Below are 25,930 nucleotides of genomic sequence, written 5' to 3' on the forward strand. Positions count from 1 at the left end.
ATCTGCCGCTGCTCATAAACCAGTGGGCCAACGTCGCGCGCTGGGGAGTGCGTACCCGCCTGTTCCTGCGTACTGCCGAATTCCTGTGGCAGGAAGGGCATACCGCCCATGCCACCGCAGAAGAGGCCATAGAAGAAACGCTGCGTATGCTGGATGTGTATGCCGATTTTGCCGAGAACTACATGGCAATGCCCGTGATCAAAGGTGTAAAATCGCCCGCAGAAAGGTTTGCCGGCGCCATTGATACCTATTGTATAGAAGCGTTGATGCAGGATGGTAAAGCCCTGCAGGCCGGTACTTCCCACTTCCTGGGACAGAACTTTGCCAAAGCATTTGAAGTACAGTTCTCCAATAAAGAGAACAAGCTGGAATATGTATGGGCCACCTCCTGGGGAGTTTCTACCCGCCTCATAGGCGCGCTGGTAATGGCGCATAGCGATGATGAAGGCCTGGTGCTGCCCCCCCGTATAGCCCCCCTGCAGGTAGTGATTGTACCCATCTACAAAAACGATGAGCAAAAGGCTAAAATTGATGAGAAAGTGGACAGCCTTGTACAGGAGCTAAAACGTGCAGGCATCAGCGTTAAATATGATGATAACGATAATAACAGACCTGGCTGGAAATTTGCGGAGTATGAAATGAAGGGTGTGCCCGTACGTATAGCCATGGGTGCCAGGGACCTGGAAAATAATGTAGCCGAAGTAGCCCGCCGCGATACCAAGGAAAAAATGAGCCTTTCGCTGGACGGACTTGCCCAGCGTATTAAAGACCTGCTGGAAGAGATCCAGCAGAACATTTACAACAAAGCAAAAGCTTACCGCGACGACCACATTACACCTGCCGATACCTTTGAAGAATTTGAAAAATTGCTGGACGAAAAAGGAGGATTTATTGCAGCACATTGGGACGGTACAACCGAAACAGAAGAGCAGATCAAGGAACGCACAAAAGCTACCATACGCTGCATTCCGCTAAACAACAAACCCGAAGCAGGCACCTGTATTCTTACAGGCAAGCCATCAACACAACGGGTATTGTTTGCACGTGCTTATTAAGGATCTTGTATAATGAGTAGCCAAAAATCAGAGGGCCGGTGTTACCATACAATACTGGAAGGAACGCTCCGCGCCCGTACGATACTTTTACTGTTATTAAGTGTATTATGCACGGGAAAGGCTGTCCTGGCGCAGGGGCTCATAATCCGTAACTACAACGTAAAAGAAGGGCTGGCCAATGCCACCGTATACACCGCCATACAGGACAGGGACGGGTTTATCTGGTTCTCAACCCCCACCGGCGTTAGTAAGTTTGATGGCAAGCGGTTCCGCAATTATTCCAAAAAAGACGGGCTTACCGATAATGATGTGATCAAGCTGGTCCCCGATACCAGGGGCCGCGTCTGGTTCTTCACATTAAACGGTAAGCCCTCTTATTATGGCAACTATACCATTCGCACGGAAGACAACGACTCCTCCCTGATCTTCAACAGCCATGGGCATTACATGCAGCATGCCTTTGAGGATTCAGCCAACATGGTCTGGTTCCAGCTCACGGATAACCGCGTTTCCAAGTATGACAAAAGGATCGAATACAGGTTTGAAGGAACCTCTACAAACATCTTCTACTTTCTGCGGCATAACGATGTTTTTAGGCCCCTGGAACCATACTTTCATATGGGCTCTGTTAAAGATGGCGATGGCGATGACAAGGATCAAAAGATCTTCCCCGTTTCGCCTTACCCCCTGGATGATGAGACCTTTGTAGCCCGCATCCGCGGTAACCCGGTGCTTATTGTAAAGAATACCGTATACAGCTACACGCCAAAGGAGGTGATCTGTTTCTTTAACGGCCACGAATGGGGCATAACAGACGAAATTACCAGCCTTTGCCTGGATAACGATAACCTGTGGGTAGGTACACAACGGGCCCTGTTTTACCTGAAAGACTTTTTCCGGGGCGCCCGGAATGTAACCAAGCTGCTGGATAACCACTACATTACCGGTTTGCTGAAGGACCGGGACGGCAACATCTGGATCACCACCTTTGGAGATGGAGTGTATAACATTCCCTACAAGAACTTCTACTTCAATTACCTGGATAATACCAATGGCCTCTATTCCCATTCTATCTTCAGCATCCTGCGCGATAAGAAAACAGGTATGCTGCTGGTAGGGCAAAATGCAGGCGTACTAAGCGCAGGCGTGCTAAATACCAGGGATGCCAGCCGCCGCTTCCGCCAGTATACGCTGGATACCTCCAGTGGCCGTAACAGCATACTCTGTATTTTACCTTACAAGAATGATGAAGTATTAATAGGGGCCGACAATGGCCTGTACACCTTTAACCCCACCCGGCAAAAGACCGCCCTGTTAATGCCGCTCAAGAACCTGAAGGATGTAGATATTTCTGCCTCCGGAAAAGTAAGGGTAGCTGCCAAAGACGAGATCACGCTCCTGGATGGTTATACCATCAGCTGGCAGGAGCCCCTCGTTACTTCCATAGCCTGCAGCAGTGATACATCCTATTACCTGGGCACCAGCAACGGTTTGTACTATGCCACAGATACACGCCGTAACCCGCACCTGGCCCCTGTGGATGGGGACCTGCAGAAGCAAAGCATCAAAGACCTGAAATGGGTGGATGGCTATTTATGGATAGGCACCAGTGACCAGGGTATTTATGTGATACGGAATAATAAAGTGGTAAAACACATTGCCACCACCGATAACCTGGCCAGCGATATTTGCCAGCAGCTGTATTATGATGGCATTGGACGGCTATACGTATCCACCAACAGGGGCGTATCTGTTATAGATGTAAAGACGCTCACTATTATCCGCAATATTACCTCTAATGATGGGCTGATGTCGGACGATACCCGGGGCGTATACTACCAGCAGGGCATGTTATACATTGCCACCTCCAACGGCCTTTGTTATTTCAATGACCATAACATGCCGGTAGATACCATACCACCCACCGTGTACCTGAGCGCCATCCGCTACAGCGATACCACCTACCTGCCCCGCAATAACTTTGTGCACCTGTACAAACGAAAAACTTCTTTTGAGGTGGAGTTTGGCGCCATAGCCTTTGACCTGCCGGACCTGGTGGAGTACCAGTACAACTTTTCCAGTGATACCGCCAGTGGCTGGACCACCACCATGAGTAACATTATTCCCTTCCCGGACCTGCAGCCCGGCGACTACAAGCTGCTGCTAAGGGCCCGCAAATATAAAAGCGACTGGAGCCAGCCGGTAACCATCTCCGTAAGCATACTGCCGCAGTGGTACCAGCAATGGTGGGCCAGGGGCATCCTTATTTTAATAGCACTGCTGGGCATACTGGCTATCCTGCGCTACATTGTAAGGCGCATTAAGCTCGCAGAAAAACGGAAAACAGAATATAACCGGCGCATCGCGGAGCTGGAAGCCAAAGCGCTCACCAACCAGATGAACCCGCACTTTATTTTTAACTCCCTGAACTCAGTACAGCACCTGATCCTGGAAAAAGAGGAAAAGCAGGCCCTGAACTTCCTGGCCGATTTTGCCACCCTTATGCGGCAAATGTTGAACAATTCCCGGAAATCTTACATATCCATGGATGAGGAAATAGCCTTCCTTACCCGCTACCTGGAGCTGGAAAAGATCCGTTTTGCCCATAGCTTTACCTATCACTTTGGTATTGAGCCTGAATTAAAGGATTATACAGTATACATTCCGCCCATGATCATACAGCCCATTGTGGAAAATGCCATTAAACACGGCCTGGCGCCCAAGAACAGCGCCGGTCACCTGGAGATCCGGCTGGAAATGGTGGACGACCTGCTTTACTGCGCCGTAGACGATGATGGAATAGGCTGGGAACACTCCAATAGCATTAAAACAGGACGCCTGGTAAAGCACGAATCCACTGCTTTAAGCGTCATTAAGGAGCGGTTGCAGATTATAAAATCTTTTAATGGAAGTGTTGGAAAGTTAGAAATAATTGATAAATTTAAGTCTGGGTTTGGAAACAAGGAAGGTACGCTGGTAGAAATTCTGATTCCCATTGTTAAGATGTTATGAGTAATATAAAAGCTGCGATTGTAGACGATGAAGTCCGCAACATCCATATTTTACGCAATATTTTAGAGAATTACTGTAAGGATGTTACAGTGGTCGGGGAAGCACAGAATATACATGAAGCGGCTGAAATGATCAAGAACAACCCCATTGACGTGCTGTTCCTGGATATTGAAATGCCCCCTCACAATGGTTTCCAGTTGCTGGAAATGTTTCCCGTACTGAACTTCGAAGTCATCTTTATCACCGCCTTCCAGGAATATGCCCTGCAAGCCATTAAGTTTGCTGCGCTGGACTACCTGCTGAAACCAATTAAGGTAAGCGAGGTGGAAGATGCGCTGGAAAAAGTGAAAAAAAGCAAAAAAGGCAGGCTCAATGAGCTGGCATCCATCCTGAAAGATTATGTGAAGAATAATGATAATGCCTTCTCAAAGATCGTAATACCGGTGAACGACGGGTACAACGTAATTGACCTGAAAGACATTATTTACTGCGAAGCCTTTGACAGCTACACCAAGATCCAGCTGATCAACAATGTATCGCACCTGATCTCCAAATCCCTGAAGGAGTATGAGGAAATGCTGTCCGACAAAGGATTTTACCGCGTGCATAAATCCTTCCTCATTAATATTCACCACATTGTAAAGATCATCAAAGGCCTGGGCACCGCCGTGGTTATGAGCGATCAGAAGAATATTCCCATCTCCTCCCGTAAAAAGGACGAGTTCTTTGCCCAGCTGAAAGGAGTGATTAACTTGTAGTTAGCTATTAGCTATTAGCAGTTGGCATTTGGCAGTCCTCGACAGGGCTGCATTTTTTTTGTATATACCCCATTGAACTACTCCCTAATAGCTAATTGCTAACAGCTAAAAGCTCAAAAGAAAAACCCGGCAGTAATGCCGGGCTTTCCTTTAACCTATAAAACCTATATAAAACAATAAAAACGATTCATTAGAATTCTTCCCCGCCGGCCAGGTCTATATTGTAATAATACACGCCGGTATAGTCAGGGTACATACCTTCCAGCTGCAGCTTACCTTGTTTCTGCAGCGCCTTCTTCAGGTCATCTACAGAAGCTACAGGCTGCCCGCCGGCCTTCAGGATCACAAAACCCGCTTTCATATTGGTTTGTTTTTTCAGCAGGCCGCTGCCCACATCATTTACAAACACCCCGCCGCGTATGCCTAAACGGGCTGCATCGGTTTTTTGCAGGGAAATAAGGTCAGCGCCCAATTTATCCAGCACACTGGTTTTAATGATCTCAGTGGTGCCGTCCTCATTTTTCAGCAGTACGTTATTCACCGTATATTCCTTCTCGTTACGCAGGTAGCTGATGCTGATCTTATCACCGGGTTTGTAGCGGGCTATCTGCTCGGTCATTTCCGGGATAGAAGGCGTAGCAATACCATTTATCTTCGTGATAATATCGCCTTTGTGAATACCGGCAGTAGCCGCAGCGCCGCTGGTAGGCACGTCCTGTACCAGCACACCGTCAATATCCCGGCGTAAACCGCGCTCGCGCAGCTCATCTTCAGAAAGGCCCATGGGATCAATGTAGTTAATACCCAGGTAAGCGCGTTGTACGTTGCCGTACTTCATCAGGTCATTCACTACTTTCTTTACCAGGTTCACAGGTATGGCGTAGGAGTAACCGGCGTAAGCGCCCGTGGGGGAGGCAATGGCAGAGTTAATGCCTATCAGCTCACCAGCCGTGTTTATCAGCGCACCGCCACTGTTACCCTGGTTCACCGCAGCGTCTGTTTGAATAAAAGATTCAATGGCAGAACGGCGGTTACGTTTGTTAATACCAATGGTACGGGCTTTGGCGCTCACAATACCGGCAGTTACCGTGGTTTCCAGGTTTAACGGGTAACCTACTGCCAGCACCCACTGGCCGATCTGTACATCGTCAGAGTTACCGTATAATAAGTAAGGCGCGTTTTTAGTATCCACCTTAATTACCGCCAGGTCAGTGTTGGGATCAACGCCCACTACTTTGGCCTTGTAATTACGGTTGTTGTTCAGCGTTACATCAATTTCATCGGCCTGGTCTACCACGTGGTTGTTGGTAACAATATAACCATCGTCGGAGATCAGCACACCGGAGCCGGAAGCCATTTGCCCGGGCACATAATAACGGCGTCCGCCGCCTTCACCCTGGAATTCATCGCCAAAGAAATCATCGCCAAAAAGGTCCTGCAGAATGCTTCTCCTTTTTTGCAGGTTATTGGTCACCTGTTTGGGATTGATCTTTGTTTTGATGTGCACTACGCCAGGCAGCGCAATCTTTGCAGCCGACTGAAAATCAGTGGGCGGGGCTATGTTCTTGGCATCGGTACCAGGCATGTAGCTGGTGTAGTTTACAGGAATGTTGTTGGAGCCATTTTGATAGGGACCTGCCTGCCGGGGTTGCATGTATTTGCTGTAAACAAATATGCTGGCAAAGGCAGTGGCCGCACTAATAAGCACAGTCGCAGCAATTTGTCGAAATTTCATATAAGTGAGTATTTATTGTTAAAGTAGACATTTGTTCAAAGGGTATGTATCAATTTACATGCCTTTGATACAAATTTAAGGCTCCTGTTTAATCAAAGCATTTGGGGAAATATCACTTTAACACATTTTTATATGAATCATTAATGAATAGTTAAAGGCATAGCCCTGAGAGGTTTAAAAAACTGCCAGCTTGGGTTAAAAGTGCCGCTTTTTCCTGTCATAATAACAACTAAACCGACATAATGTTGGGTTTTAGTTGTCACAGCCCGCGCAAAAACGCCATCGTATCCACCCCATCTGCATAATCCGTTAGCGAAGGTTGCTGCGCCAGTCCAAAAGGCGTAAAGTTTTGCCCCACCAGGCATTGCAGGTCAGGGTTGGCTAACAGGCTGGTTGCCAGGGCAGCAGCATCCTTGTAATAGCTGTAATGCAGCACGCTGATGGCAGAGAACAGGGATTCATGCTCCTGCACCAGCAGGCTGCCATTGGTCAGGTAAGGGCTGCTATTCAGCAGAAACAGCGCCAGGTTATAATCATAATTATTCTTGTACTTATGATGTTCTATCAGGTACGTATACTTTCTTTCATGCGCCTGTAACAGGGGAGTAAAGTCATACCCTTCCGGAACAAAGATCTTGGTTACATTGCGGCAGCCCAGCCCAAAATACAGCATCATATCATCCGTCAGGGCTTCCAGCTCCGCGGCCGTTTCGGTCCCTGTAAGCAGGGCCGCGGAGGTACGGTTACGGCGTATAATATGCGGGAAGCGGGAAAAATAATATTCAAAGTACCGGGCAGAGTTGTTGCTGCCCGTGGCAATGTAGGCATCACAACCCTTCAGCATTTCACTGATTGTGGTCTGTTGGGCAGTTTCGGGGTACCAGCTATTCATCACTTGCAGCAGGTGCTGTATCAGCAGGGTATCCTTAGACGATAATTTCAGCTTTACACGGTGCCCGCTCACAAAACCGCAGAGCCAGTCGTGAAAGCCCACCAGTGGAATGTTACCGGCAGCCGTAATGCCAACAGTTTTAGGAAGTTGCTGCCCCCCAGGCTGGGGATAAGCTGCCAGCCAGTTATTCAGCAAGGCCTCATCCAGGTAATATTGGCAGATATTTTGAATAGCAGTATCTATAAATGCAGGCGTAAACCAGCCATTGACCTGGGAAGCCTGTATTTTAACCTGTTGCAGGGCTTCATCATTACTCATCAGGTATTCGCGTAAACGTAATAAAGCAGCTGTTTTTTGCGTGTTGTTCATGAAACGGTAAGAAATATTTAAACTTTTAATCAGGGAAGTTCTATTTTTGTTCACAAAATTAATGGCTTACCACTTAAACAAAAAGTTTATACTATGGCAATTAAGATAACAGATGAATGTATTAATTGTGGCGCCTGCGAACCAGAATGCCCCAACAATGCAATTTATGAAGGTGGCGTTGAATGGCGTATTGCAGATGGTACTACGGTAAAGGGCTCCTATACCCTGAAGGAAGGTACAACAATAGATGCAGATCAGGCCAATGCTCCGATAAGCGTGGATACTTATTATATTGTACCCAATAAATGTACAGAGTGCCAGGGCTTTCATGAAGAACCGCAATGTGCCGCCGTTTGCCCGGTAGATTGTTGCGTACCGGACGAAATGTACCAGGAAACAGTAGATGAGCTGTTAGCCAAGAAAGAAAAACTGCATATTTAATATATTATTACAGGAAGCTTATAATAAAAAGGAGAGAGGCATATGCCTTTTCTCCTTTTTTCTTTTATTTACATGTGAAAATCACCGTTTATATGCAGCATACCTTGATAGCATTCAGTATATTCCTGTTAGGGCTGGCCTCCTGCCAAACACCGGCCACAGGCGACAAAGCTGGTGGGGAGGAGTCCTTACGGCATGCCGACATTGCTTTTTCCCGTGTTTCCAAAGAAAAAGGCATGCGCCTGGCTTTCCTGGCTTATGCAGATAGTGCCGCCGTATTATTGCGCCAGCACCATTACCCTATTGTAGGGCCGGAAGCCGTGAAGTATATAGAGCGCATGAATGATAGCGGTATTACCCTTACCTGGGAACCCACCTTTGTTAAGGTGGCCGCCTCCGGGGAGCTGGGGTACACCTATGGCATTTATACCTTTACCACCGCAGATACCAGCTCCCGGGGCACCTACGTTACTATCTGGAAAAAGAGTGCTGCCGGCGGCTGGAAATACGTGCTGGACAGCGGTAACGAAGGTTTGGGGAAATAAGGGTTTTTTCTTTTATCTTTACCCGCTTATAGGAAAGGTATTTATGTAACCGGGCCGCTTTCATTGGAGCGCCACGGGGGATAATACAAAGCTCCAGCAGACCAATAAAAAGACGAATCATTAACAGATGAAAAAAAATATTGCATTGGTAGCCGGCGGATATTCCGGTGAAGCCGTAATATCCGTACAAAGCGCAGCCGTAATAGAAAAACAGCTGGACAGCAGTAAGTACAATGTATACAAGATAGCCATCAGCCGCAATAGCTGGACCTATACCGGCGCCGATGGTAAAACGGCGGAGATCGATAAAAATGATTTCAGCCTCCCTCTCAACGGCAGCAAGGTTACTTTTGACGCTGTTTTTATAGGCATACACGGTACGCCCGGGGAAGATGGCCGCCTGCAGGGCTATTTTGAGATGCTGGGCATACCTTACACCAGCTGCGGCATGGTAACCTCCGCCCTTACATTTAACAAAAGTTATTGCAATAAGATCGTTGCTGCCCTGGATGTGGTGAATGTATCCAAGTCTGCACATATTTTTAAAGACCAGCCCTATGATGCCGCCGCGTTGTTACAGCAGCTGCGCCTGCCCGTATTTGTAAAACCGGCAGAAGGAGGCAGCAGCATTGGCATGTCTAAAGTAACAAAGGCAGAGGAGCTGCCCGCCGCCATAGAAAAAGCTTTTAAAGAAGATAATCAGGTGCTGATAGAAGAGTTTATTAAAGGCCGTGAGCTTACCTGCGGCTTATTTAAGGTAAATGGCCAGCTCACCGTGCTGCCCATTACAGAGGTGATCAGCAGCAAGGAATTCTTTGATTACGAAGCCAAGTATACACCCGGCGTATCCCAGGAAATTACGCCCGCACAGGTACCGGATGAGATCACGCAGCGCGTGCAGCAAACCGCCGGCATCCTGTATGACAAGCTGAATTGCCGAGGTATTGTGCGTATAGATTTCATTTGGGAAGAGGCCACCGGTAAGCTGTTCTTCCTGGAAGTGAACACCATGCCCGGCCAGTCTGAAAACAGCCTGGTTCCGCAGCAGGTAAGAGCTTCCGGCCGCACCTTGCAGGAATTTTACGGCATGTTAATTGAAGAAAGCCTAAAGCTCAAAGCCTAAAGCAAAAAGCTTAAGGCAAAAGGGTCTTCAATCACTGTAGGCGCTTTGTGCTTTCTGCTTTTAGCTTTCAGCTAAACATAAAACAAAACATCGTGTTTGAAAAAATTACCAGACGCTCTTTTAGATTTAACTTATTAATAGCAATAGGATTGCTGGTGGTACTGGGTATCCTGTTCTTTTCAATGCTGGGTATCATAACCCGGCATAATGAAACCTTAAAAGTACCGGACGTACGCCGTAAGAATGTGAAAGAAGCCATTATGCTGCTGGAAAAAGCCGGCTTTGAAGCAGATGTGCGGGACTCTATTTATTTAGACAGTATCCCCGCGCTAAGTGTATGGGAGCAGCAGCCTGAAACCGGCGCTGAAGTAAAGGTAGGCCGTACTATTTACCTGACCGTAAATAAAGTAGTGCCGCCCATGGTGGCCATGCCTGACCTGGAAGGACTTACCTTCCGCAGTGCTGAAATGACGCTGCACAGCCGCCGCCTGAACGTAGGAGACACTATTTATAAACCGGATTTTGCTACCAATACCGTATTACAGCAATTACTGAACGGTAAGCTCATAAAGGCAGGTAAAATGATCCCCGAAGGCAGTAACATTACATTGGTGCTGAGCAGCGGCACCGGCAGCATAGAGAACCCGGTACCGGATCTTTCCGGTCTTACTTACCTGGAAGCGCGGGAGATCCTGAGCGCCAGTAATCTGAACCTGGGCACCGTGCTGATAGATGCCTCTGTAACAGATACTGCCAATGCTTTCGTAACCAAGCAGGTACCGCCCCGCCATAATAGCATTGGTGACCTGAATAAGGTACGGGCCGGCGAAACCATTGATATATGGCTGGCCGCCAGCCGGCCGGTAAAAGATACGGCTACGGCAGATAGTTCGAAATAGCACAAAGCACAAAGCACAAAGCATAAAGCAAAAGGGTCTTCAATCACTGTAAGCGCTTTATGCTTTCTGCTTTCCGCTTTCACCTTAAAAACAATACAACATGGAAAATATAACACCAGAAGAAGTAAAAAAACGTATAGACAGCGGCGAACAGCTGAATTTAGTAGATGTACGGGAGCCGCATGAAAACGCTGAATTTAACATAGGCGGTACTTTAGTACCCCTCGGCGATATCCGCGCTATGCAGATAGACGAAATAGAAGGTCTGAAAGATAAAGAAGTAATTGTATACTGCCGTAGCGGTAACCGCAGCGGTCAGGCCGCCATGGTGCTGGAAACCATGGGTTTTGAGAACGTAAAGAACCTCACCGGCGGCATGTTAAGCTGGCAGGAGAAATTCGGCGCTTAATTACGAATTGAGCCGAATGCTAAATGCTTAATGCTTAACGCTGAGAGTTCAAAGCAGAATATCTAAAGCAAGATACAATTAGCGTTCAGCATTAAGCGTCCCGCGTTCAGCAGAATTCGTAATTAACCAACGATCGCGGTTGCTTCAATCTCCACCAAAAACCGTTTATCTATTAAACGGCTCACCTCCACCATGGTGGTTACGGGTTTTATGCTCTGGAAAAACTCTCCATGCGCCCGTCCGATCTCTTCCCATTTAGAAATATCAGTTACAAACATACGGGTGCGTACTACATCGTGCAGGCTGGCGCCGGCAGCTACCAGCGCAGCTTCTATGCGGGCCAGTATGTATTTGGTTTGTGCATAGGCGTTACCCTCACCCATCACTTTATCACCATCAGCAGCCACTGTGCCGGATACCTCTACCACATTACCCACCCTCACGGCACGTGAGTAGCCTACTTTGTTTTCCCAGGGTGCGCCGGACGAAAAGTTAGTGCGTTGCATAAGCGGTATATTTATTTGGTTTGCTGTACAGTAGTAGTGGTTACCTGCGGCCCGCCCGTTCGTATCTTAACTACGCGGTTCAGCAGGTCAAACCAGAAGGGCGCGCCCAGTGAAACCGCCAGTGCAGTGATCATCCATCCCAGGAATACCAGCCAGCCGTTCTGCTGGTAGGGGTGCGTATAACAGCCCACTTTCCGTTTAGCCACCGTTTGCATAGCCTGCTGGTATTTTTGCAGCTCCGGGGCCGATAGCAGCTTGCCTGCAATAGAATCCAGCCGCTGGTGAATTTGCGTATAGGCGGTATCGGTATAGGCAGTATCCTTGCAATTACCACGGTTAATACCTAATATATTCTGTATATCCGTTGCATCAGCGGCCAGGCTGCGGTACAGGCTATCCAGCATGGCATCTTCCAGGGATACCTGGTACGCCGTATCCGGCCTTACAAAGATACTATCTCCAACGCGTATGGTGTCCTGTTTAATTACCAGGCTGCGTTTCAGGCTGTCTTTCCACTGGCCGTACAGCTCATAACGTTGGGTAGCCAGGGTTACCATCTGCTCTCTTGCTTTTTTGTCTTTGGTAAGTATGCGGGCAATGGCAATGGAATCCACGTTAAACTGCCAGGCAATAATAAACCCTATAATGATCAGCAGCAGCTGTATCTGTTTCCGGTACCAGCCGCTGGTGCGGGCCATTACTTCGTCAAACCATTGTTCCACTTTATTGCGGAAGCGTTCTGCATCCCGCTGGGCATCTTCCAGCAGGTTAAGCAAATGGTTGCGTGTAGGCTGACCCAGGTGCGGCAGGCCGCTTTCCAGGTTTTGTTTTACCAGGGCCGCTTCCTGTTGGGTGCTGCTGTCATAGCCCGGGCCGCGCAGCAGGTGCATAAGGGTTTGGGAAAACAGCTGCGGGCTAATGTAAGAAGGCCGGCTGGACGATTTACTTTCCCCCAGCGAGTGAATGCCCGGTTCAGTATAGAATTTTTTCAGGAAAGGGCTGTTCTTAAAAGGCGCAAAAAAATAGATCACACTCCATCCCAGCTCATAGAACCAGGTAAAAAAGGTGAACTGTCCCAGCCATCCCAGCGGGTTACCACGGGGATCATTATCCAGTATACGGCGAAGGGCTTTGGTCAGAAAGCGGGCGCGCAGGTTAAAAATGCGGGCTATCATTTCCTGTATAATAGAAGCCAGCAAACTATAAAGCAGGTAAATAAATATCAGGCTAATGGCTACATCCAGGGCTGTATTTCCAAACATAAGGGTTCTCAGGATTTGCGGTAAATTATAAAAAAATATTTCAATGTAAAAGTAAGAGGAGAGTACGCAGTGTATATGTTGTGGAGCTAAAAGCTAAAAGCCAAAAGCATAAAGCCAACAGATATTGGGCTCAGCAAAACATGATCAGCTTTATGCTTTCTGCTTTCCGCTTTCAGCTCTCAAAAAAGCAGCTGCTGCCGCCCACCCAGGTATCCTGGGCATTATTGCTCACGCCTATCATCTTTCCTTTACTGATACGCGCCAGGTTATGCACCAGCAGCGGGCGGGGGCTGCCGTCCGGCCATATATACATCATCCGTATTTCACAATGGGCCGGGCCGCTGGGCGTATAAATAACCGGGGCATACTGCACTTTGTGCTGCAGTACCCAGTTTTCGGGGTCTTTAATATTATCAATATCCGCCGGTGTTACATCTATGATCACGCCTTGCCCTGCAAAGGAGAATAGGGGTTTCAGCACATAATTTTCCAGGTCAGCAGGTATTACCGGCAAGGTGTGCAGGTACCAGCTTTTAGGGGCAAAGGGGCTTTGTATAAGGGGCAGCATGAATTTGCTGATGCGGTAAAACCAGTTGGGGTGTGTGATCCATTCTACATCCAGGTGCTGGAACAGGTTGGGATAACTGCCCAGCGTAGCCTGTTGTTTGATCAGGTCATCAAATATAACCCGGTTGTATATACGTTTTACGGGCGTTTGTTTGCCGTTATTATTATAATAAAGATTGGCGCCCTCCTGTATAAGCTCCGTTACGCATACCGGGTTTATACCCAGTCGTTTTTGCGTACAGTAAAAATCAACCCTGGTTTTTTGCAGCTGGGGCGCCACTTCCAGTAAGATTACCTCCTGCGGGTCATTGTCCCCAATGATCAGCTGCTGCAGTAATTTAAAATAACTCTCCCCATCCAGCCCGTTAAAGAAATTAGTAACGGTACCGGGTATATTAAAATGATGTTTGAACTGCCGGGCCATTACTTCCTGGAAAGCAAACAGGGTAGGGAAGCCCTGCAGCTCTATCAGCTGCGGCGCCAGTTCTCCGTTCTCCTGCCGGCATACCGCAAAATCAATGATCAGGAAATGCGGATGCGTATTCTCTGCCGGTACCTTCAGCGCATTGGGAATAGCATCGCGGGTTATGTCTTTGAAATCAGGACGTAATATTACCTCCACTACCTCTTCACAGGCCTCCACCAGCTTGCTGGTAAGGGCAGCCGGTACAAACACAGGCGTTTCTGCTACCCGGAAGGCAGGTGCTTCCCCGGCTTCAGCAGCCAGGCTGTCCAGGAAAGCCTGGTATTTGCCGGCAGTAAAATGCTCGTTATAATATGTACGTAAGGAGGGTATCATAACTTGGTCATCAGCGGTGTGTGAACCTGGGACAGTGGCCCAAAAATAATATCGTTCAGGAAGGTAGGAATAAAGCGGTTATGCGTCAGCGTTATCTTCCCCGGATCGGTCAGCTGTTCCAGCATGCTTTCATATTTCTCAGCTCCGTAGGCAGCTGTTACATGCTGTCTTTTATCGTCCTGTAATAAGTATTTGCGCATGCCCGCTGCATCAGCCTCCGGATGGAATTGTGTGCCCAGGAAATGTGCATTAAAACGGATGGCCATCACGGCCCTTTCCAGCGGCACATGCGGGCGTTCCTTTTCAATGGCCAGCACCTGCGCACCCATAACCTGCAGTTTAGCCGGCTGCAGGCCTATCACCTGCCAGTTGCGGCTGTCTACCACGTAAAATGGTTCCGGCAGCTGCCGGAACAGCGGCTCCATCTCGCCGGCATGGGTCTTATGCACCGGGAATACCCCAAATGCAGGCGACCGGCGCCGGCATACCTGTCCCAGCTCAAAATAGCGGCACATGAGCTGAAAAGAGTGGCATATAAACAGCACCGGCTTTTTTACCTGCGCGCTTTCATTCCACTTTATCAGGTCATGCACCAGGCCAAAGTAGGCCTTTTCCCAATCGCTGCCCTCACTGTCTACCGGGCTGCCAGGCCCGCCGGTAGAAATATAAATATCGTAGGAAAGATCGGGTACCTCATTTGCAAGGCGTACTTCAAACTCATCTGCCTGCAGCTGTAAACCGTGCGTGGCGCTATAATCCGCCAGTATTTCCCGTATGCAGCGCATCCCCTCATTGGGCACACCTTCGTACATATCCAACACGGCTACTTTCCACTGCTGTTTAACGGGTATAAGCATAAAGCAAAGGTAAGAAATAGATAAAGAGATGGGTTATACTTGTTGTGTTGAGGTATCCAGGTCTTCTTCGCTTATAGCATTTACGGCTTCAACCGTAGCATCTTCTTCCAGCATGGCATCGCTTTCAAAAGCAATTGCTTTTACGAACTGGATATGCATATTAATAACATTGCAATAAGGAATGCATAAAATACCGTCTGACTCTATTTCTATTTTACAACCTCCCGATAAAGTAATATTATCCCCATTTTTTTTATTAAAGAGCCTTTTAGTAGGTGTTGAAATATACACACGGTCAAGAACTTCTCCGTCTGCAACCCAGTCTACTAATGTACCTTCATATAATACGCTTGCGTCTTTTGTATCAACCAGCAGGTTGATGTAAGTATTAGGTTTGGCGGAACCCAGGTACTGATATTCGGATTTATACTGATAAGCCCTGAAATAATACCACCACTTGTTGTAATACCGTAGTGAATTCTGAGGAAATTCATTGTTCCGGATAGTTTGCAGCAGCCGGCTCATTCTAAAACATTTCAGCGTAGTAATAGTGCCCATGAGCCAGCCTCCCAACGCAGCACACGCACATATTTTAAAAGTATAAAGTGAAAATTGGGAAAAGTACCGTGTAAGATCTGGTTTAGTTTTATTGATATAATCTTCTGTAATCTGCCCGGCCAGCACACGGAATAAGAAATTAAAGTCAATATCAAGCCGCCATAAATAAATGATCATACTATGTAGCAGCAGGGAAAGCACCGCAGAAACCAGCAGATATTCCAATAAAGACATCTTAGGCGCTGCTTTTGCATAGCTGCCGGTATTGTAAAAATAAAAAAAGATTAAAGGTGGAATTAACAAGATGGCCAATAAAACGGCACCTAACGCCAGGTTCAATGGGGGGAAGATTAATGTTGGAGAACCTTATTTTGTTCTGCTTTCGATCTTCTGTCTGGGCCGAAAGTGATCACCAGTCTTTTATTTTCTTTAAGGGCAATTTCAAAATAACCACGCTTTTTTTCCTCACCGGTAAGATGAGAAAGCCGGTTCATGATATGATGGCTTAACGCACTGTTTTGGGCAATGGCCCTGCCTACTTTAGAAAATTCTACGTTATTCATAATCTATTTGATTAAAATAAGCAATCAAATATAATATAAATGTACAGGTTTTCCTTTTTCCCCGCTAATATTTCAGCTTTGAATATATTTATTTTAATATATTAACTCGCTAATTCATAAATACTTATACCCCCTTTAAAAACTGCTCCTGTATAAAATCTGCTACCGCTACCAGGTCATTGGTCTGTTCATAAATACGCAGCTGTTTATCTGCGCCGGTGCCCTGTTCCAGGATACGGCTGGTATTTTCAATGAACGCGCGGGAGCCAAGATCATCCACCACATCATCCACAAAATCCAGCAGCTCATAAATAAGGGCGCGGGCATTCACTTCCATTTCCTTCCCAAAATCAATCAGGTTGCCATCAATACCATAACGGGAAGCCCGCCATTTATTTTCATTTACCAGGGCGCGGTTATAAATAATAAAGTTCAGGTTTTGCGCGCGCAGCTTGTAGATCTTGGCGCATACAGCCTGGAACAGCGCGGCCAGGGTACAGGTTTCATCGGTCGTTAGTGGAATATCGCAAATGCGGAACTCCACGGTATTAAAGAACGGGTGCACGCGCAGGTCCCACCAGATCTTTTTAGCATTATCAATACAGTTGGTTTTAATAAGCAGCTTCACATAATTATCATATTCCTCTATGCTGCCAAAATAATCGGGTATGCCGGTGCGTGGGAATTTGTCGAACACCTTGGTGCGAAAGGATTTGAAGCCTGTATTGCGGCCCTCCCAAAAAGGGGAGTTAGTGCTTAATGCAAAAATATGCGGCAAAAAATAACGTACAGAGTTGGCTATGTGCAGGGCCATTTCCCGGTTCTCCATACCAACGTGCACGTGTAAACCAAAAATAAGGTTGGAGCGTGCAGCATCCTGCATTTCATTTACGATCTCAAAATAGCGGGGATGGTCGGTGATCAGCTGCAGCGCCCACTCAGAAAAGGGATGGGTGCCGGATGCGCCGATACTATAACCCAGGTCGCCGGCAATGGTCCAGATGGTTTTACGTAGCAGGGCTACATCCTGCCGGGCTTCTTCAACATTGGTACAGATCTGTGTGCCTACTTCCACTACGGCCTGGTGAAACTCTGCTTTTACTTTATCGCGGATCAGCTTATGGGCCTGTTCTACGATCTTTTGCTCATGGGAGCAGAGTTCCCGGGTTTTCGGGTCCATCACCATGTATTCTTCTTCAATGCCAAGCGTGAATTGCATAAGGTTTAGTTACGAATTACGAAATTACGGATTACGAATGGATCAGAGCGGTTTATAGTAAATGTTGGTAATACTGCCTGGGTTAATATCTGACTATTTGATAGGTGTGATGTTTTGATCTTCCAATTCGTAATTGACAACTCGTAATGCTCCTTACGCTTCCTTTGCCTTCGCCTTCTTCACTTTCACCGGCTCATCCTCTTTTTTCTTTGCCGGTGTTTTCTTCTCCGCACTCTTCTTCTCCTTTGCAGGCGCTTTTTTCTCCGCAACCACCTGCGCGTTCTCCTGCAAAAAGCCGCCCCAGCTAAGCTTTGCTGTACCCTTCTTAGCAGCCGTTGCTTTGGCCTTTTCAATTAAAAAAGCAGCGCTGGTAGCTACTATCCATTCAAAATTGGCTTCGCCAATGGTATGTATATCGGCTTCCGGGGCCGGGTTAAAGAAATCAATGGCATAGGGTACGCCCTGGTGCACAGCTATTTCCACGGTATTAATGTCATATCCCAGGTATTGATTCAGCCTGGTTACCTGTTTCACCAGTGTTTGCTGCAGCTGCTCATCCGGTGTAAAATCAGCTTCATAACGGTGCTGGTGCAGGCGGCGCGGATCATAGGCCATAATGCGTACCTGCCCGCCAATATAAAAGCAACGGTAGTAGCTTTCAAAGTGAATTTCTTCTTGCAGCAGCATTACCTGGTGGCCGGTGGCAGCGTGACGGTGAAAACATTCTTCGGCAGAAGTTACGCGGTGCACATTACGCCAGCCCCCGTCCGATAAAGGTTTCAGGTAAGCGGGAAAACCAGTATATGCAAAAATGGCTTCCCAGTCAAACGGGTAAGCCAGGTTTCGGAAACTATCTGAAGTAGTATGCGCAGGATGCTCGAAAGTAGGCAGCAGCACGGTTTTAGGTACCTGCAACCCGGCCTTCAGGGCCAGCTCATTGTTCACAAACTTTTCATCAGCGCTCCACCAGAAAGGGTTGTTAAGCACCACAGCGCCGTTTAATGCAGCATGTTTTAACCAGGAACGGTAAAAGGGCACGTGATGGGATATACGGTCCAGGATCACGGCATAACCGGTATCCTGCCCCTGTATCACCTTATCTATCACCACAGCTTCCGCCTGAATGCCTTTATTGTTTAACTGGTTTATCCTGTCAATTAATGCCTGCGGAAAAATAGTTTCCTGGCCAAAGAGCACACCTATTTTTTTCATGGTTGAATTTTTTTATGATGATCTTGCATGGTTTCAATCTTACTTGATCAGCGACAAATAATACGGCAGCATCTCCTTCCACCAGGACCAGTCGTGCACTGCATTGGGGCGTACATCCAGCCAGTGGGGGATCTGCTTGTTAGCCAGTATGGCCGATAAATGTTCGTTCTGCGCACGGGCCACATCATGCTCCGCCACACCTAATATAATGCCCATACGCCATAGCGCGGCCGCTTTATTGCCCGGCATATAATCCACCGGGTTATTAAAATAAACGTTGTCATCATAATGCCCGTCCAGGCGGAAACGTACATCAAACGTGCCGCTCAGGCTAAACAGGTAAGATACTTTTTCCGGGTAGCGGAAAGCAAAGTTGGCCGCATGGTATCCGCCAAAGCTGCACCCTGCCACGGCTACACGCTGAATGCCGCTTTCCTGCACGGCGCGTTCCAGCACCTCGTGCAGCAGCGCCTGGTCATAACGGGTATGGTTATAGGCCCGCGCTGCAGGGGGAATGTGCCGGTTATACCAGCTGTGATGATCTATGCTATCGGGGCAGTAAATGCGTACCAGCTGCTGATCCACAAACCAGCGCAGGGATTCAATAAGGCCCCTGTCTTTGCTTTCGTAATGCCGGCCCATAGAGGTGGGGAACAGTATCAGCGGGTATCCCTCATCACCGAACACCAGCATTTCAAAATCTTTGCCCAGGTAGGGCGAATGCCATTTGTAGTAGTTTTCCGTCACTTACTAAAAATAGCGAAAAATGCCGGGATTTTGTTACCGCTGCAGTGTATAACCAGCTGGCAGGTAAAGCAGTAAAACAAAAAAGGTGTCTCAATGTATGAGACACCCTTTTTTATCAGGAAGAAAATACGGTGCTTAGAAGCTATAACGCAAACCTACCTGCATGTTCCAGCGGGAAAGGAAGTTGGAATAAGCCCAGGGCTCCTTCGTATACTGGTTAGTACCGAACTGCGGGTTAAAGGTAAAGGTAGGCGTGTTGGGATCTATCCAGGCAGTGGTTTTAGCCAGGTTAAGCGGTTGCAGCTCCTGGTTGGTATTACCCGGGTAGTAAGCACGTCCCCAGTTCTTGTTCAGCAGGTTGCTTACGTTAAAAATATCGAAAGTAAGGCTCAGCGTATGATCCTTAATTACAGCAAAATCTTCAGCCACTTTCAGGTCAAAGTGGTTTTCCCAGGGCAGGCGTGCGCCATTCCTTTCGGTATTCTTACCCACGTGATCGCGCAGGTATTTGTTGGAGTTCACATATTCCTGGAACATGGCATACTGCTGCTCCGGAGTATAGGTAGTTGAACCTACTACCAGGGTGCTGAACTGTGCTGCGCTGTTGGGTATATACATCAGGTCAGCGCTGTTGCTGGTGTTGGCAGAGGTACGGGTGGTACCGTCATCACCATTCACATCACCAAAGTATACATAGGAAAGCGGCTGGCCAGACTGGCCGGTGTATACCAGGCCAATGTTGGTAGAGAACTTACCATACCTGAAGCGTTTGCCAACATAACCCACAATGCGTGAACCCTGGTCGTAGTTATTACGGGCCAGGTCCAGGTTGTTAAGGCCATTGATGTTGTAGGCAAAACGGTAGTTGGAGGTGGCAGTAGAAGAAGTACCGTCATTCACACCGTAAGAGTGGCCCAGGCTGTAAGACAGGCTGGCCGTCCAACCCTGGCTGAATGATTTCTGCAGCTGTGCAGTAATGTTATAAGAATAACCTTTAGTGGTATTACCCAGTGCCAGTATCTTGGTAAAGTTCGGGTCTACCAGGGAACCATAAAAAGGACGTTTGGTATCGCCCAGGTTAATAGTACCGGTAGAAGGCGCCAGGTTCAGATCATGATACAGGATATCCTGGACGGTTTTGGTATAAATACCTTCCAAGGTACCCACAATGCCGTAAGGCAGCTTCTGGTCTATAGCCAGGTTAGCACGTAACACCCGCGGGAATTTGAAATCACGTTCGGTTACGTCAATTTCAGTAGGCGCCGGCGTACCGCCAGTGCTGGGAGCCGGCCGGTAAGGGTTATTGGGGTTGAAGGTAATACCTGCAGCTTTTACCGCAGCGGCATTGTTGGCCGAATAGCTGATCCTGGTCACACCAGTACCTGCGTATTGGTTAGAGACCCATACAAAAGGTACGCGGCCGGTAAATAAACCTACACCGCCACGCAGCTGGGTAGTACCGTCTTTTTTAACATCCCAGTTAAAGCCTGCTCTTGGAGCCAGCAGTATCTGCGACTTAGGCATTTGATTGGTAGCCACATTATTTGCTTTGGCTACTGCTGAATTATTGAAGAAATCATTGGCAGCCGGTTTATTGAAGAACACCGGCATGTCTGCCCTGATACCGTAGGTCAGCTTAAAGTTATCAGTAACATCAAAAACATCCTGCACATACAGGCCAAATTGTGCGGCATGCATTACAGAAGCTGCCAGGTCATTACCACCTTTGGTTGAGTAGTTGGTGGTATAGCTGTTCAGGGCAACATTCGCCTTAAAAGAATCTATGCTGTTATAGCTATAGTTACCTAATATACCCTGCATGAATACGTTGTTGGTATTATAGAACTGGTTGTCTGTACCAACGGTGAACGTATGTTTGCCGTAATAAATGGTGAAGTTATCAGTAATGGTATAGTTGTTCTGGTCCAGCTTGTTGGCTTGTGAGCTGTTCTCTGTACCAAAACGGTAGGTAGCGCCATTATCTGAAATGCTTACAGCCGGGAACGGATCGCCGGGAGTAGCGCGGTTATCACGGGTAGCATTATACGTTACACGCAGCATATTGGAAAACCTGCTGGATATATTGGAGTTCAGCTCCAGTACAGTAGAGTTGTTGGTAGAGTTGAACTTGTAACCATTATTCAGGAAGCTCATAGCAGTGCGGGAGTCGCTGATGATCAGGTTACTGCCTTTTACAAAGCTGTGGCGGAGGGTCAGCTTGTTCTTTTCATTAATGTTCCAGTCAACACGCGCAAAAACGGAGTTGGCTTCTTTGGGAATACTAATGCCATTGTAAGCACCCGGATCATAGCTCCAGCCAACGTGTTTGCTTTCGTCTTTCAGGAAATCGCTCAGGTCCTTTACCACATTGGCGTCAATGGAAGAAGCGCCGCTGCCGGGCTGGAAGTCCAGCGGACGGCTGCGTCTTTGTCCTTCATAGTTAATGAAGAAGAACAGTTTGTCTTTAATGATCGGGCCACCTAAACGGGCGCCAAAGGTCCAGTCATGGAAATCACCGTATTTATCACGGGTATCAGCACTTTTACCTACAAAAGACTGGTTCTGGTTGAAAGTGTAGGCAGATCCGTGCATCTGGTTGGAGCCGGAACGGGTTACTGCATTCACACCACCGCCGGTAAAACCGCCCAGGGTTACATCATAGGGCGACAGCACCACCTGTACCTGCTCAATAGCGTCGAATGGTATAGGGTTGATGCTGGCCTGTCCGCCGTTAGTGCCGCTGGCTGCAAGACCAAATACGTCTGTGGCGTTGGCGCCGTCAATGGTGAACTGGTTATATTTATTGCTTGCGCCGGCAAAGGAAATACCCATGGTAGAGCCGTCAGAGGCGTCCCTTCTGGCTTGTGCCTGCGGTACCAGGCGCACAAAGTCGTTAATGTTACGGCTGGTAGTAGGGAGGGTTTGCAGCTGCTGTTGCGACAAGTTGGTTTGGGTACCTTGTCTTTCCGGGGAAATAAGGGCGTTCCTGTTATAGATCACCTCTACTTCGTTCAGGGATTTGGAATTGTCTTCCAGCTGAACATTCAGTTTGGCAGGTACACCCAGCTGCAGGGAAATGTCCTGGTAGGTACGGGTTACATATCCAATAAAGGTTACTTCTATTTTATAGGGGCCGCCAACCTTCATGTTAGGGATGTTAAAGCGCCCTTCCGCCTGGGAAATGGTTCCGTAAACGGTTCCCGTAGGTACGTGGGTGGCTTTTACAGTGGCGCCGATAAGTCCTTCATTCTTATTGTCCTTTATAACACCGGTAAGGCTACTCGTCGTAACCTGAGCATAGGAAAAAATAGTACTCAGCACGAGGGTAACAGTGAGTAGAAATTTGTGAAATCCCATAATTCTAGCAAGTTTGATTTACCCCGCAAAATTGAGAAATAATCATATTAAAATTTTAACGGTAAATTAACAAATTGTTAAGGTGTGATGGTTTTTATTGGGCGCTACAGGCTGCTTGGAGGTTATTTAATTCTATGCCAATCCGTTTCCATTTATTTCAAGGACTGTTCAAAGAAATTAACATTCTTCAAATCTATTTGTTTATAATATGTAAAAAATGTGGAAAAGTGGCGGTGTTTTCGCAGTGGCCGGGCTCGCAAACTTGTTTTTCGGTACAGAAATCAGCTTTTACAGGTCCTTTTTTCGTTTATTTTCTCAGTAAAACGCCACATCAACCCCACCTCATTCCCGGATCAAGTCCACCTCAAGTCCGCCTGTTCCTCTATTATTATTAATGTAATCTCCGTGTGAACAAAGTGTAACACCCGTTGTTAATTAAGGAAAAGCTCATCCTATGGCTATCTTAAAAGGTCCTATGAAGCTGGAGGGCAGGGTAGGAGACCTGATCTTTTACCGGCGCGGCAATAAAACCTGCTGCCGCAGCATGCCTGCGTACAAACCCGGCAGCATGACCGCCGCCAGTAAGCAAAGCGCCGGCGAGTTCGGCCAGGCCAGCAAGGCCGGCAAATTATTCCGCCAGGCGCTCAGCGGCCTGTGGCCCATACCGCAGGATAGCGGTATGGTAAACCGCCTGAATAAAACGATGTACAGCGCCCTCCGGGCCGATCCGCATCCGCGGGGTCAGCGTGTTATTACGCCTGCCGCTTTAAAAGAAGCGCTGAAGAATTTCCGGTTTAATAATAAAGCAGTCCCTAACATCCAGGTTAGCTGCACCCGGGAAAAAGGGCAGCTGCGGATCCTTTTGCCGGAGGATTGGGTACAGCGGTTAAAACGCCCCCGTTATGCCTCCCATGTACAGGTGCAGGTAGCTGCCCTGGTTATGGATGCCGCCACCGGCGCCTGCCGCAAAGTGGCTACCGTAACGGATTGCGTAGCGCTGGACGCCTCGCACACGGCTGTTTTACCCCTGTTACAATCACCCCCGGATCCGCGGCTTACCACCGTAGTGGTGCTGCAGCTGCGTTTTATTAAAGAAGAAACAAATGGTCAGATCTATTCCTCTGCAGAAAAAACAGGGATGCTGTCCTGCATAATAGAAGTATTGCTGCCGGAAAAGAAGCTCAAACCAGCCCCTGGAAAGCAGCCCTCGTCACACACCCCGGCAGCCTTGCCGGGTAAACAGCCGGCAGCCATTGCCCGTAAAAGGCCTCGGGTGGTGGAAGCCATTGCTGCGCCCCCGGGGCCTAAAACATCCGCCCATGCACCGCAAAACCGCAGCTTCCACGAAAGCCCCTCATAAATTTGCAAATATGCAGATGTGCAGATGAATGCGCCAACATTCCTGCAAACACCAGCACATTAGCATATTAGCACATCAGCACATTCCAAACCATCTGCACATCTGCATATTTGCATAACCGCACATTCCCAGGCCACCCCCCCCCCCTTTCCTGCATTTAAATAGCAGTAGCGCAAACGCGCTGCTTAATTTTGCTTTTTCATGACAATCACAACTATGCCATCAACCAGGGGCCCCTGCACCTGGTTTTTCTTTAACTGTACCTGGATCAACATCTTAGGAATAAAGGATCCGCAATTGATCCGTGGAAGGCGGCACTTACCTGCCGGTACCTGACCTGCCCACAGCAACCTAATTTGTGCTAACTTTGCCCATTATTTCAACTGACTGATCTTTATATATGCTAGACACAATTGAAGCAGCCCTGGACGACATTAAAAAAGGAAAGCTGGTCATAGTAGTGGATGATGAAGACCGCGAAAACGAAGGCGATTTTGTGACGGCCGCTCACAACGTAACACCTGAGATCATCAACTTCATGAGCATACATGGCCGCGGCCTTATATGCGCGCCCCTGGTAGAGGAGCGCTGCGAGGAGCTGGGCCTGGAAATGATGGTGCGCGACAATACCGCCCTGCACCAAACACCCTTTACCGTAAGCGTAGACCTGTTAGGACATGGCTGTACCACCGGCATCTCTGCCCACGACAGGGCCAAGACCGTACAGGCGCTCATTGATCCCAACACCCGCCCTGAATACCTGGGCAAACCCGGACACATCTTCCCGCTGAAAGCCAAAAAAGGCGGGGTGCTGCGCCGTGCCGGCCACACAGAAGCCACCATTGACCTGGCCCGTTTAGCTGGTTTTGAACCCGCTGGCGTGCTGGTAGAGATCATGAATGAAGATGGCTCCATGGCCCGCCTGCCGCAGCTGCGCCAGATAGCCACTAAGTTTGACCTGAAGCTCATCTCCATAAAAGACCTCATTGCTTACCGCCTGCGTACCGAAACTTTGATAGAAGAAGAAGTACGTGTGCAAATGCCCACCAAATACGGCAACTTTGAGCTCATAGCTTTTAAGCAGCTGAACTCCGGCGATATGCACATGGCCCTGAAAAAAGGAGATTGGGAAGATGGCGAGCCAGTGCTGCTGCGCGTACACTCCTCCTGTTTCACCGGCGATATCCTGCACTCCCTACGCTGCGATTGCGGGGAGCAGCTGCACGCTGCCATGACCATGGTAGAAAAAGAAGGTAAAGGCCTTATATTATATATGAACCAGGAAGGCCGTGGTATGGGCCTGCTGAATAAATTAAAAGCCTACAAGCTGCAGGAAGAAGGCCGCGGTACCGTGGAAGCCAACCTGGAGCTGGGCTTTAATATGGATGAACGTGATTATGGGATTGGCGCGCAGATCCTGCGCCACCTGAACATCAGCAAGATCCGCCTCATGACCAACAACCCCCGCAAACGCGCCGGCCTGAAAGGTTATGGACTGGAGATCGTTGAGAACGTACCCATAGAGATCCATCCCAACCCGCACAACGAGTTTTACCTGCAAACCAAACGGGATAAGCTGGGACATGAGATACTGGGGCGCATTACTAATTAAGAATTAATAGCGTACTTCATAAATTAAAAGTCCTGCACATTATGTGCAGGACTTTTCTACTTAGTATCTTCAT

The 25,930-nt window shown here is 48.1% G+C and carries 22 protein-coding genes; 10 read left to right on the plus strand and 12 right to left on the minus strand.

Annotation, left to right across the window (positions count from 1 at the left end; all coding sequences use genetic code 11):
• The 3 genes from KVT36_RS10710 to KVT36_RS10720 form a co-directional block, all read left to right on the plus strand.
• Nucleotides 1-1,055: His/Gly/Thr/Pro-type tRNA ligase C-terminal domain-containing protein (locus KVT36_RS10710; protein WP_217603490.1), on the plus strand; the 1,055-nt coding region annotated here is incomplete at its 5' end.
• Nucleotides 1,056-1,067: 12 nt separating this feature from the next.
• A complete protein-coding gene (locus tag KVT36_RS10715) occupies nucleotides 1,068-4,067 on the plus strand; it encodes a histidine kinase (RefSeq protein WP_217603491.1) in 3,000 nt (999 codons plus the stop codon).
• Nucleotides 4,064-4,825, plus strand: coding sequence for a LytTR family DNA-binding domain-containing protein (locus KVT36_RS10720; RefSeq protein WP_217603492.1), 762 nt, complete (start codon nucleotides 4,064-4,066; stop codon nucleotides 4,823-4,825). Before KVT36_RS10715 ends, KVT36_RS10720 begins: the two co-directional genes overlap by 4 nt.
• 190 nt (nucleotides 4,826-5,015) lie before the next feature.
• Here KVT36_RS10720 and KVT36_RS10725 read toward each other — a convergent pair whose 3' ends face one another.
• Together KVT36_RS10725 and KVT36_RS10730 are read right to left on the minus strand one after the other, a co-directional pair.
• Nucleotides 5,016-6,560, minus strand: a complete 1,545-nt coding sequence (locus KVT36_RS10725; protein WP_217603493.1) for a trypsin-like peptidase domain-containing protein — start codon at nucleotides 6,558-6,560, stop codon at nucleotides 5,016-5,018.
• Between the two features lie 259 nt (nucleotides 6,561-6,819).
• The gene (locus KVT36_RS10730) at nucleotides 6,820-7,821 is read right to left on the minus strand and encodes an acyl-CoA reductase (protein ID WP_217603494.1); all 1,002 of its coding nucleotides are present in this window, start codon (nucleotides 7,819-7,821) and stop codon (nucleotides 6,820-6,822) included.
• A gap of 93 nt (nucleotides 7,822-7,914) precedes the next feature.
• Here KVT36_RS10730 and KVT36_RS10735 point away from each other — a divergent pair, with 93 nt between their 5' ends.
• The 5 genes from KVT36_RS10735 to KVT36_RS10755 all read left to right on the plus strand — a co-directional run bounded on the left by KVT36_RS10735 (nucleotide 7,915) and on the right by KVT36_RS10755 (nucleotide 11,238).
• The gene (locus KVT36_RS10735) at nucleotides 7,915-8,262 is read left to right on the plus strand and encodes a 4Fe-4S dicluster domain-containing protein (protein ID WP_089912180.1); all 348 of its coding nucleotides are present in this window, start codon (nucleotides 7,915-7,917) and stop codon (nucleotides 8,260-8,262) included.
• 92 nt (nucleotides 8,263-8,354) lie between these two features.
• Nucleotides 8,355-8,807: a DUF4440 domain-containing protein gene (locus tag KVT36_RS10740; RefSeq protein WP_217603495.1), complete on the plus strand. Its 453-nt coding sequence runs from the start codon at nucleotides 8,355-8,357 to the stop codon at nucleotides 8,805-8,807.
• Between the two features lie 127 nt (nucleotides 8,808-8,934).
• The gene (locus KVT36_RS10745) at nucleotides 8,935-9,930 is read left to right on the plus strand and encodes a D-alanine--D-alanine ligase (RefSeq protein WP_217603496.1); all 996 of its coding nucleotides are present in this window, start codon (nucleotides 8,935-8,937) and stop codon (nucleotides 9,928-9,930) included.
• Between the two features lie 92 nt (nucleotides 9,931-10,022).
• On the plus strand, nucleotides 10,023-10,829 hold the full coding sequence (locus KVT36_RS10750) for a PASTA domain-containing protein (protein ID WP_217603497.1): 807 nt from the start codon (nucleotides 10,023-10,025) through the stop codon (nucleotides 10,827-10,829).
• A gap of 100 nt (nucleotides 10,830-10,929) precedes the next feature.
• Complete coding sequence (locus KVT36_RS10755) at nucleotides 10,930-11,238, plus strand: rhodanese-like domain-containing protein (protein WP_217603498.1); 309 nt, start codon at nucleotides 10,930-10,932, stop codon at nucleotides 11,236-11,238.
• Between the two features lie 122 nt (nucleotides 11,239-11,360).
• On the opposite strand, the gene KVT36_RS10760 is transcribed toward KVT36_RS10755, so the two are convergent.
• The 10 genes from KVT36_RS10760 to KVT36_RS10805 form a co-directional block, all read right to left on the minus strand.
• Nucleotides 11,361-11,744 carry a RidA family protein gene (locus KVT36_RS10760; protein ID WP_217603499.1) on the minus strand — a complete coding sequence of 128 codons (384 nt, stop codon included), beginning with the start codon at nucleotides 11,742-11,744 and terminating at the stop codon, nucleotides 11,361-11,363.
• A gap of 11 nt (nucleotides 11,745-11,755) precedes the next feature.
• Nucleotides 11,756-13,006 (minus strand): hypothetical protein, encoded by a 1,251-nt coding sequence (locus tag KVT36_RS10765; RefSeq protein WP_217603500.1) that lies wholly within the window; start codon nucleotides 13,004-13,006, stop codon nucleotides 11,756-11,758.
• Nucleotides 13,007-13,178: 172 nt separating this feature from the next.
• A complete protein-coding gene (locus KVT36_RS10770; RefSeq protein ID WP_217603501.1) occupies nucleotides 13,179-14,372 on the minus strand; it encodes a hypothetical protein in 1,194 nt (397 codons plus the stop codon).
• The gene (locus KVT36_RS10775) at nucleotides 14,369-15,229 is read right to left on the minus strand and encodes a type 1 glutamine amidotransferase (protein WP_217603502.1); all 861 of its coding nucleotides are present in this window, start codon (nucleotides 15,227-15,229) and stop codon (nucleotides 14,369-14,371) included. The genes KVT36_RS10770 and KVT36_RS10775 overlap by 4 nt, the downstream gene beginning before the upstream one ends.
• A gap of 33 nt (nucleotides 15,230-15,262) precedes the next feature.
• A complete protein-coding gene (locus KVT36_RS10780; RefSeq protein ID WP_217603503.1) occupies nucleotides 15,263-16,021 on the minus strand; it encodes a hypothetical protein in 759 nt (252 codons plus the stop codon).
• 116 nt (nucleotides 16,022-16,137) lie between these two features.
• Nucleotides 16,138-16,350: a hypothetical protein gene (locus KVT36_RS10785; protein WP_217603504.1), complete on the minus strand. Its 213-nt coding sequence runs from the start codon at nucleotides 16,348-16,350 to the stop codon at nucleotides 16,138-16,140.
• 124 nt (nucleotides 16,351-16,474) lie between these two features.
• A complete protein-coding gene (locus KVT36_RS10790; RefSeq protein ID WP_217603505.1) occupies nucleotides 16,475-17,569 on the minus strand; it encodes a carboxylate-amine ligase in 1,095 nt (364 codons plus the stop codon).
• 153 nt (nucleotides 17,570-17,722) lie between these two features.
• Nucleotides 17,723-18,781, minus strand: coding sequence for a RimK family alpha-L-glutamate ligase (locus KVT36_RS10795; protein WP_217603506.1), 1,059 nt, complete (start codon nucleotides 18,779-18,781; stop codon nucleotides 17,723-17,725).
• A gap of 39 nt (nucleotides 18,782-18,820) precedes the next feature.
• Nucleotides 18,821-19,528: an alpha/beta fold hydrolase gene (locus tag KVT36_RS10800; RefSeq protein ID WP_217603507.1), complete on the minus strand. Its 708-nt coding sequence runs from the start codon at nucleotides 19,526-19,528 to the stop codon at nucleotides 18,821-18,823.
• Nucleotides 19,529-19,663: 135 nt separating this feature from the next.
• Nucleotides 19,664-22,885, minus strand: a complete 3,222-nt coding sequence (locus KVT36_RS10805) for a carboxypeptidase regulatory-like domain-containing protein (protein WP_217603508.1) — start codon at nucleotides 22,883-22,885, stop codon at nucleotides 19,664-19,666.
• Nucleotides 22,886-23,339: 454 nt separating this feature from the next.
• Between KVT36_RS10805 and KVT36_RS10810 the strand changes: the two genes are divergently transcribed.
• Both KVT36_RS10810 and KVT36_RS10815 read left to right on the plus strand, forming a co-directional pair.
• Complete coding sequence (locus KVT36_RS10810) at nucleotides 23,340-24,245, plus strand: hypothetical protein (protein ID WP_217603509.1); 906 nt, start codon at nucleotides 23,340-23,342, stop codon at nucleotides 24,243-24,245.
• A 400-nt stretch (nucleotides 24,246-24,645) separates the two neighbouring features.
• Nucleotides 24,646-25,857, plus strand: a complete 1,212-nt coding sequence (locus KVT36_RS10815; RefSeq protein WP_217603510.1) for a bifunctional 3,4-dihydroxy-2-butanone-4-phosphate synthase/GTP cyclohydrolase II — start codon at nucleotides 24,646-24,648, stop codon at nucleotides 25,855-25,857.
• Nucleotides 25,858-25,930 lie beyond the last annotated feature (73 nt).

The organism is Chitinophaga sp. GbtcB8 (assembly GCF_019091455.1).
Classification (GTDB): Bacteria; Bacteroidota; Bacteroidia; order Chitinophagales; family Chitinophagaceae; genus Chitinophaga.

What these genes read in the sequence shown, in the direction of transcription:
- KVT36_RS10735 (WP_089912180.1), top strand. Translation starts at nt 7,915, where the DNA reads ATGGCAATTAAGATAACAGATGAATGTATTAATTGTGGCGCCTGCGAA.
- KVT36_RS10745 (WP_217603496.1), top strand. Translation starts at nt 8,935, where the DNA reads ATGAAAAAAAATATTGCATTGGTAGCCGGCGGATATTCCGGTGAAGCC.
- KVT36_RS10810 (WP_217603509.1), top strand. Translation starts at nt 23,340, where the DNA reads ATGGCTATCTTAAAAGGTCCTATGAAGCTGGAGGGCAGGGTAGGAGAC.
- KVT36_RS10755 (WP_217603498.1), top strand. Translation starts at nt 10,930, where the DNA reads ATGGAAAATATAACACCAGAAGAAGTAAAAAAACGTATAGACAGCGGC.
- KVT36_RS10780 (WP_217603503.1), bottom strand. Translation starts at nt 16,021, where the DNA reads ATGTCTTTATTGGAATATCTGCTGGTTTCTGCGGTGCTTTCCCTGCTG.
- KVT36_RS10790 (WP_217603505.1), bottom strand. Translation starts at nt 17,569, where the DNA reads ATGCAATTCACGCTTGGCATTGAAGAAGAATACATGGTGATGGACCCG.
- KVT36_RS10715 (WP_217603491.1), top strand. Translation starts at nt 1,068, where the DNA reads ATGAGTAGCCAAAAATCAGAGGGCCGGTGTTACCATACAATACTGGAA.
- KVT36_RS10760 (WP_217603499.1), bottom strand. Translation starts at nt 11,744, where the DNA reads ATGCAACGCACTAACTTTTCGTCCGGCGCACCCTGGGAAAACAAAGTA.
- KVT36_RS10815 (WP_217603510.1), top strand. Translation starts at nt 24,646, where the DNA reads ATGCTAGACACAATTGAAGCAGCCCTGGACGACATTAAAAAAGGAAAG.
- KVT36_RS10725 (WP_217603493.1), bottom strand. Translation starts at nt 6,560, where the DNA reads ATGAAATTTCGACAAATTGCTGCGACTGTGCTTATTAGTGCGGCCACT.
- KVT36_RS10740 (WP_217603495.1), top strand. Translation starts at nt 8,355, where the DNA reads ATGCAGCATACCTTGATAGCATTCAGTATATTCCTGTTAGGGCTGGCC.
- KVT36_RS10765 (WP_217603500.1), bottom strand. Translation starts at nt 13,006, where the DNA reads ATGTTTGGAAATACAGCCCTGGATGTAGCCATTAGCCTGATATTTATT.
- KVT36_RS10720 (WP_217603492.1), top strand. Translation starts at nt 4,064, where the DNA reads ATGAGTAATATAAAAGCTGCGATTGTAGACGATGAAGTCCGCAACATC.
- KVT36_RS10805 (WP_217603508.1), bottom strand. Translation starts at nt 22,885, where the DNA reads ATGGGATTTCACAAATTTCTACTCACTGTTACCCTCGTGCTGAGTACT.
- KVT36_RS10730 (WP_217603494.1), bottom strand. Translation starts at nt 7,821, where the DNA reads ATGAACAACACGCAAAAAACAGCTGCTTTATTACGTTTACGCGAATAC.
- KVT36_RS10785 (WP_217603504.1), bottom strand. Translation starts at nt 16,350, where the DNA reads ATGAATAACGTAGAATTTTCTAAAGTAGGCAGGGCCATTGCCCAAAAC.
- KVT36_RS10770 (WP_217603501.1), bottom strand. Translation starts at nt 14,372, where the DNA reads ATGATACCCTCCTTACGTACATATTATAACGAGCATTTTACTGCCGGC.
- KVT36_RS10775 (WP_217603502.1), bottom strand. Translation starts at nt 15,229, where the DNA reads ATGCTTATACCCGTTAAACAGCAGTGGAAAGTAGCCGTGTTGGATATG.
- KVT36_RS10795 (WP_217603506.1), bottom strand. Translation starts at nt 18,781, where the DNA reads ATGAAAAAAATAGGTGTGCTCTTTGGCCAGGAAACTATTTTTCCGCAG.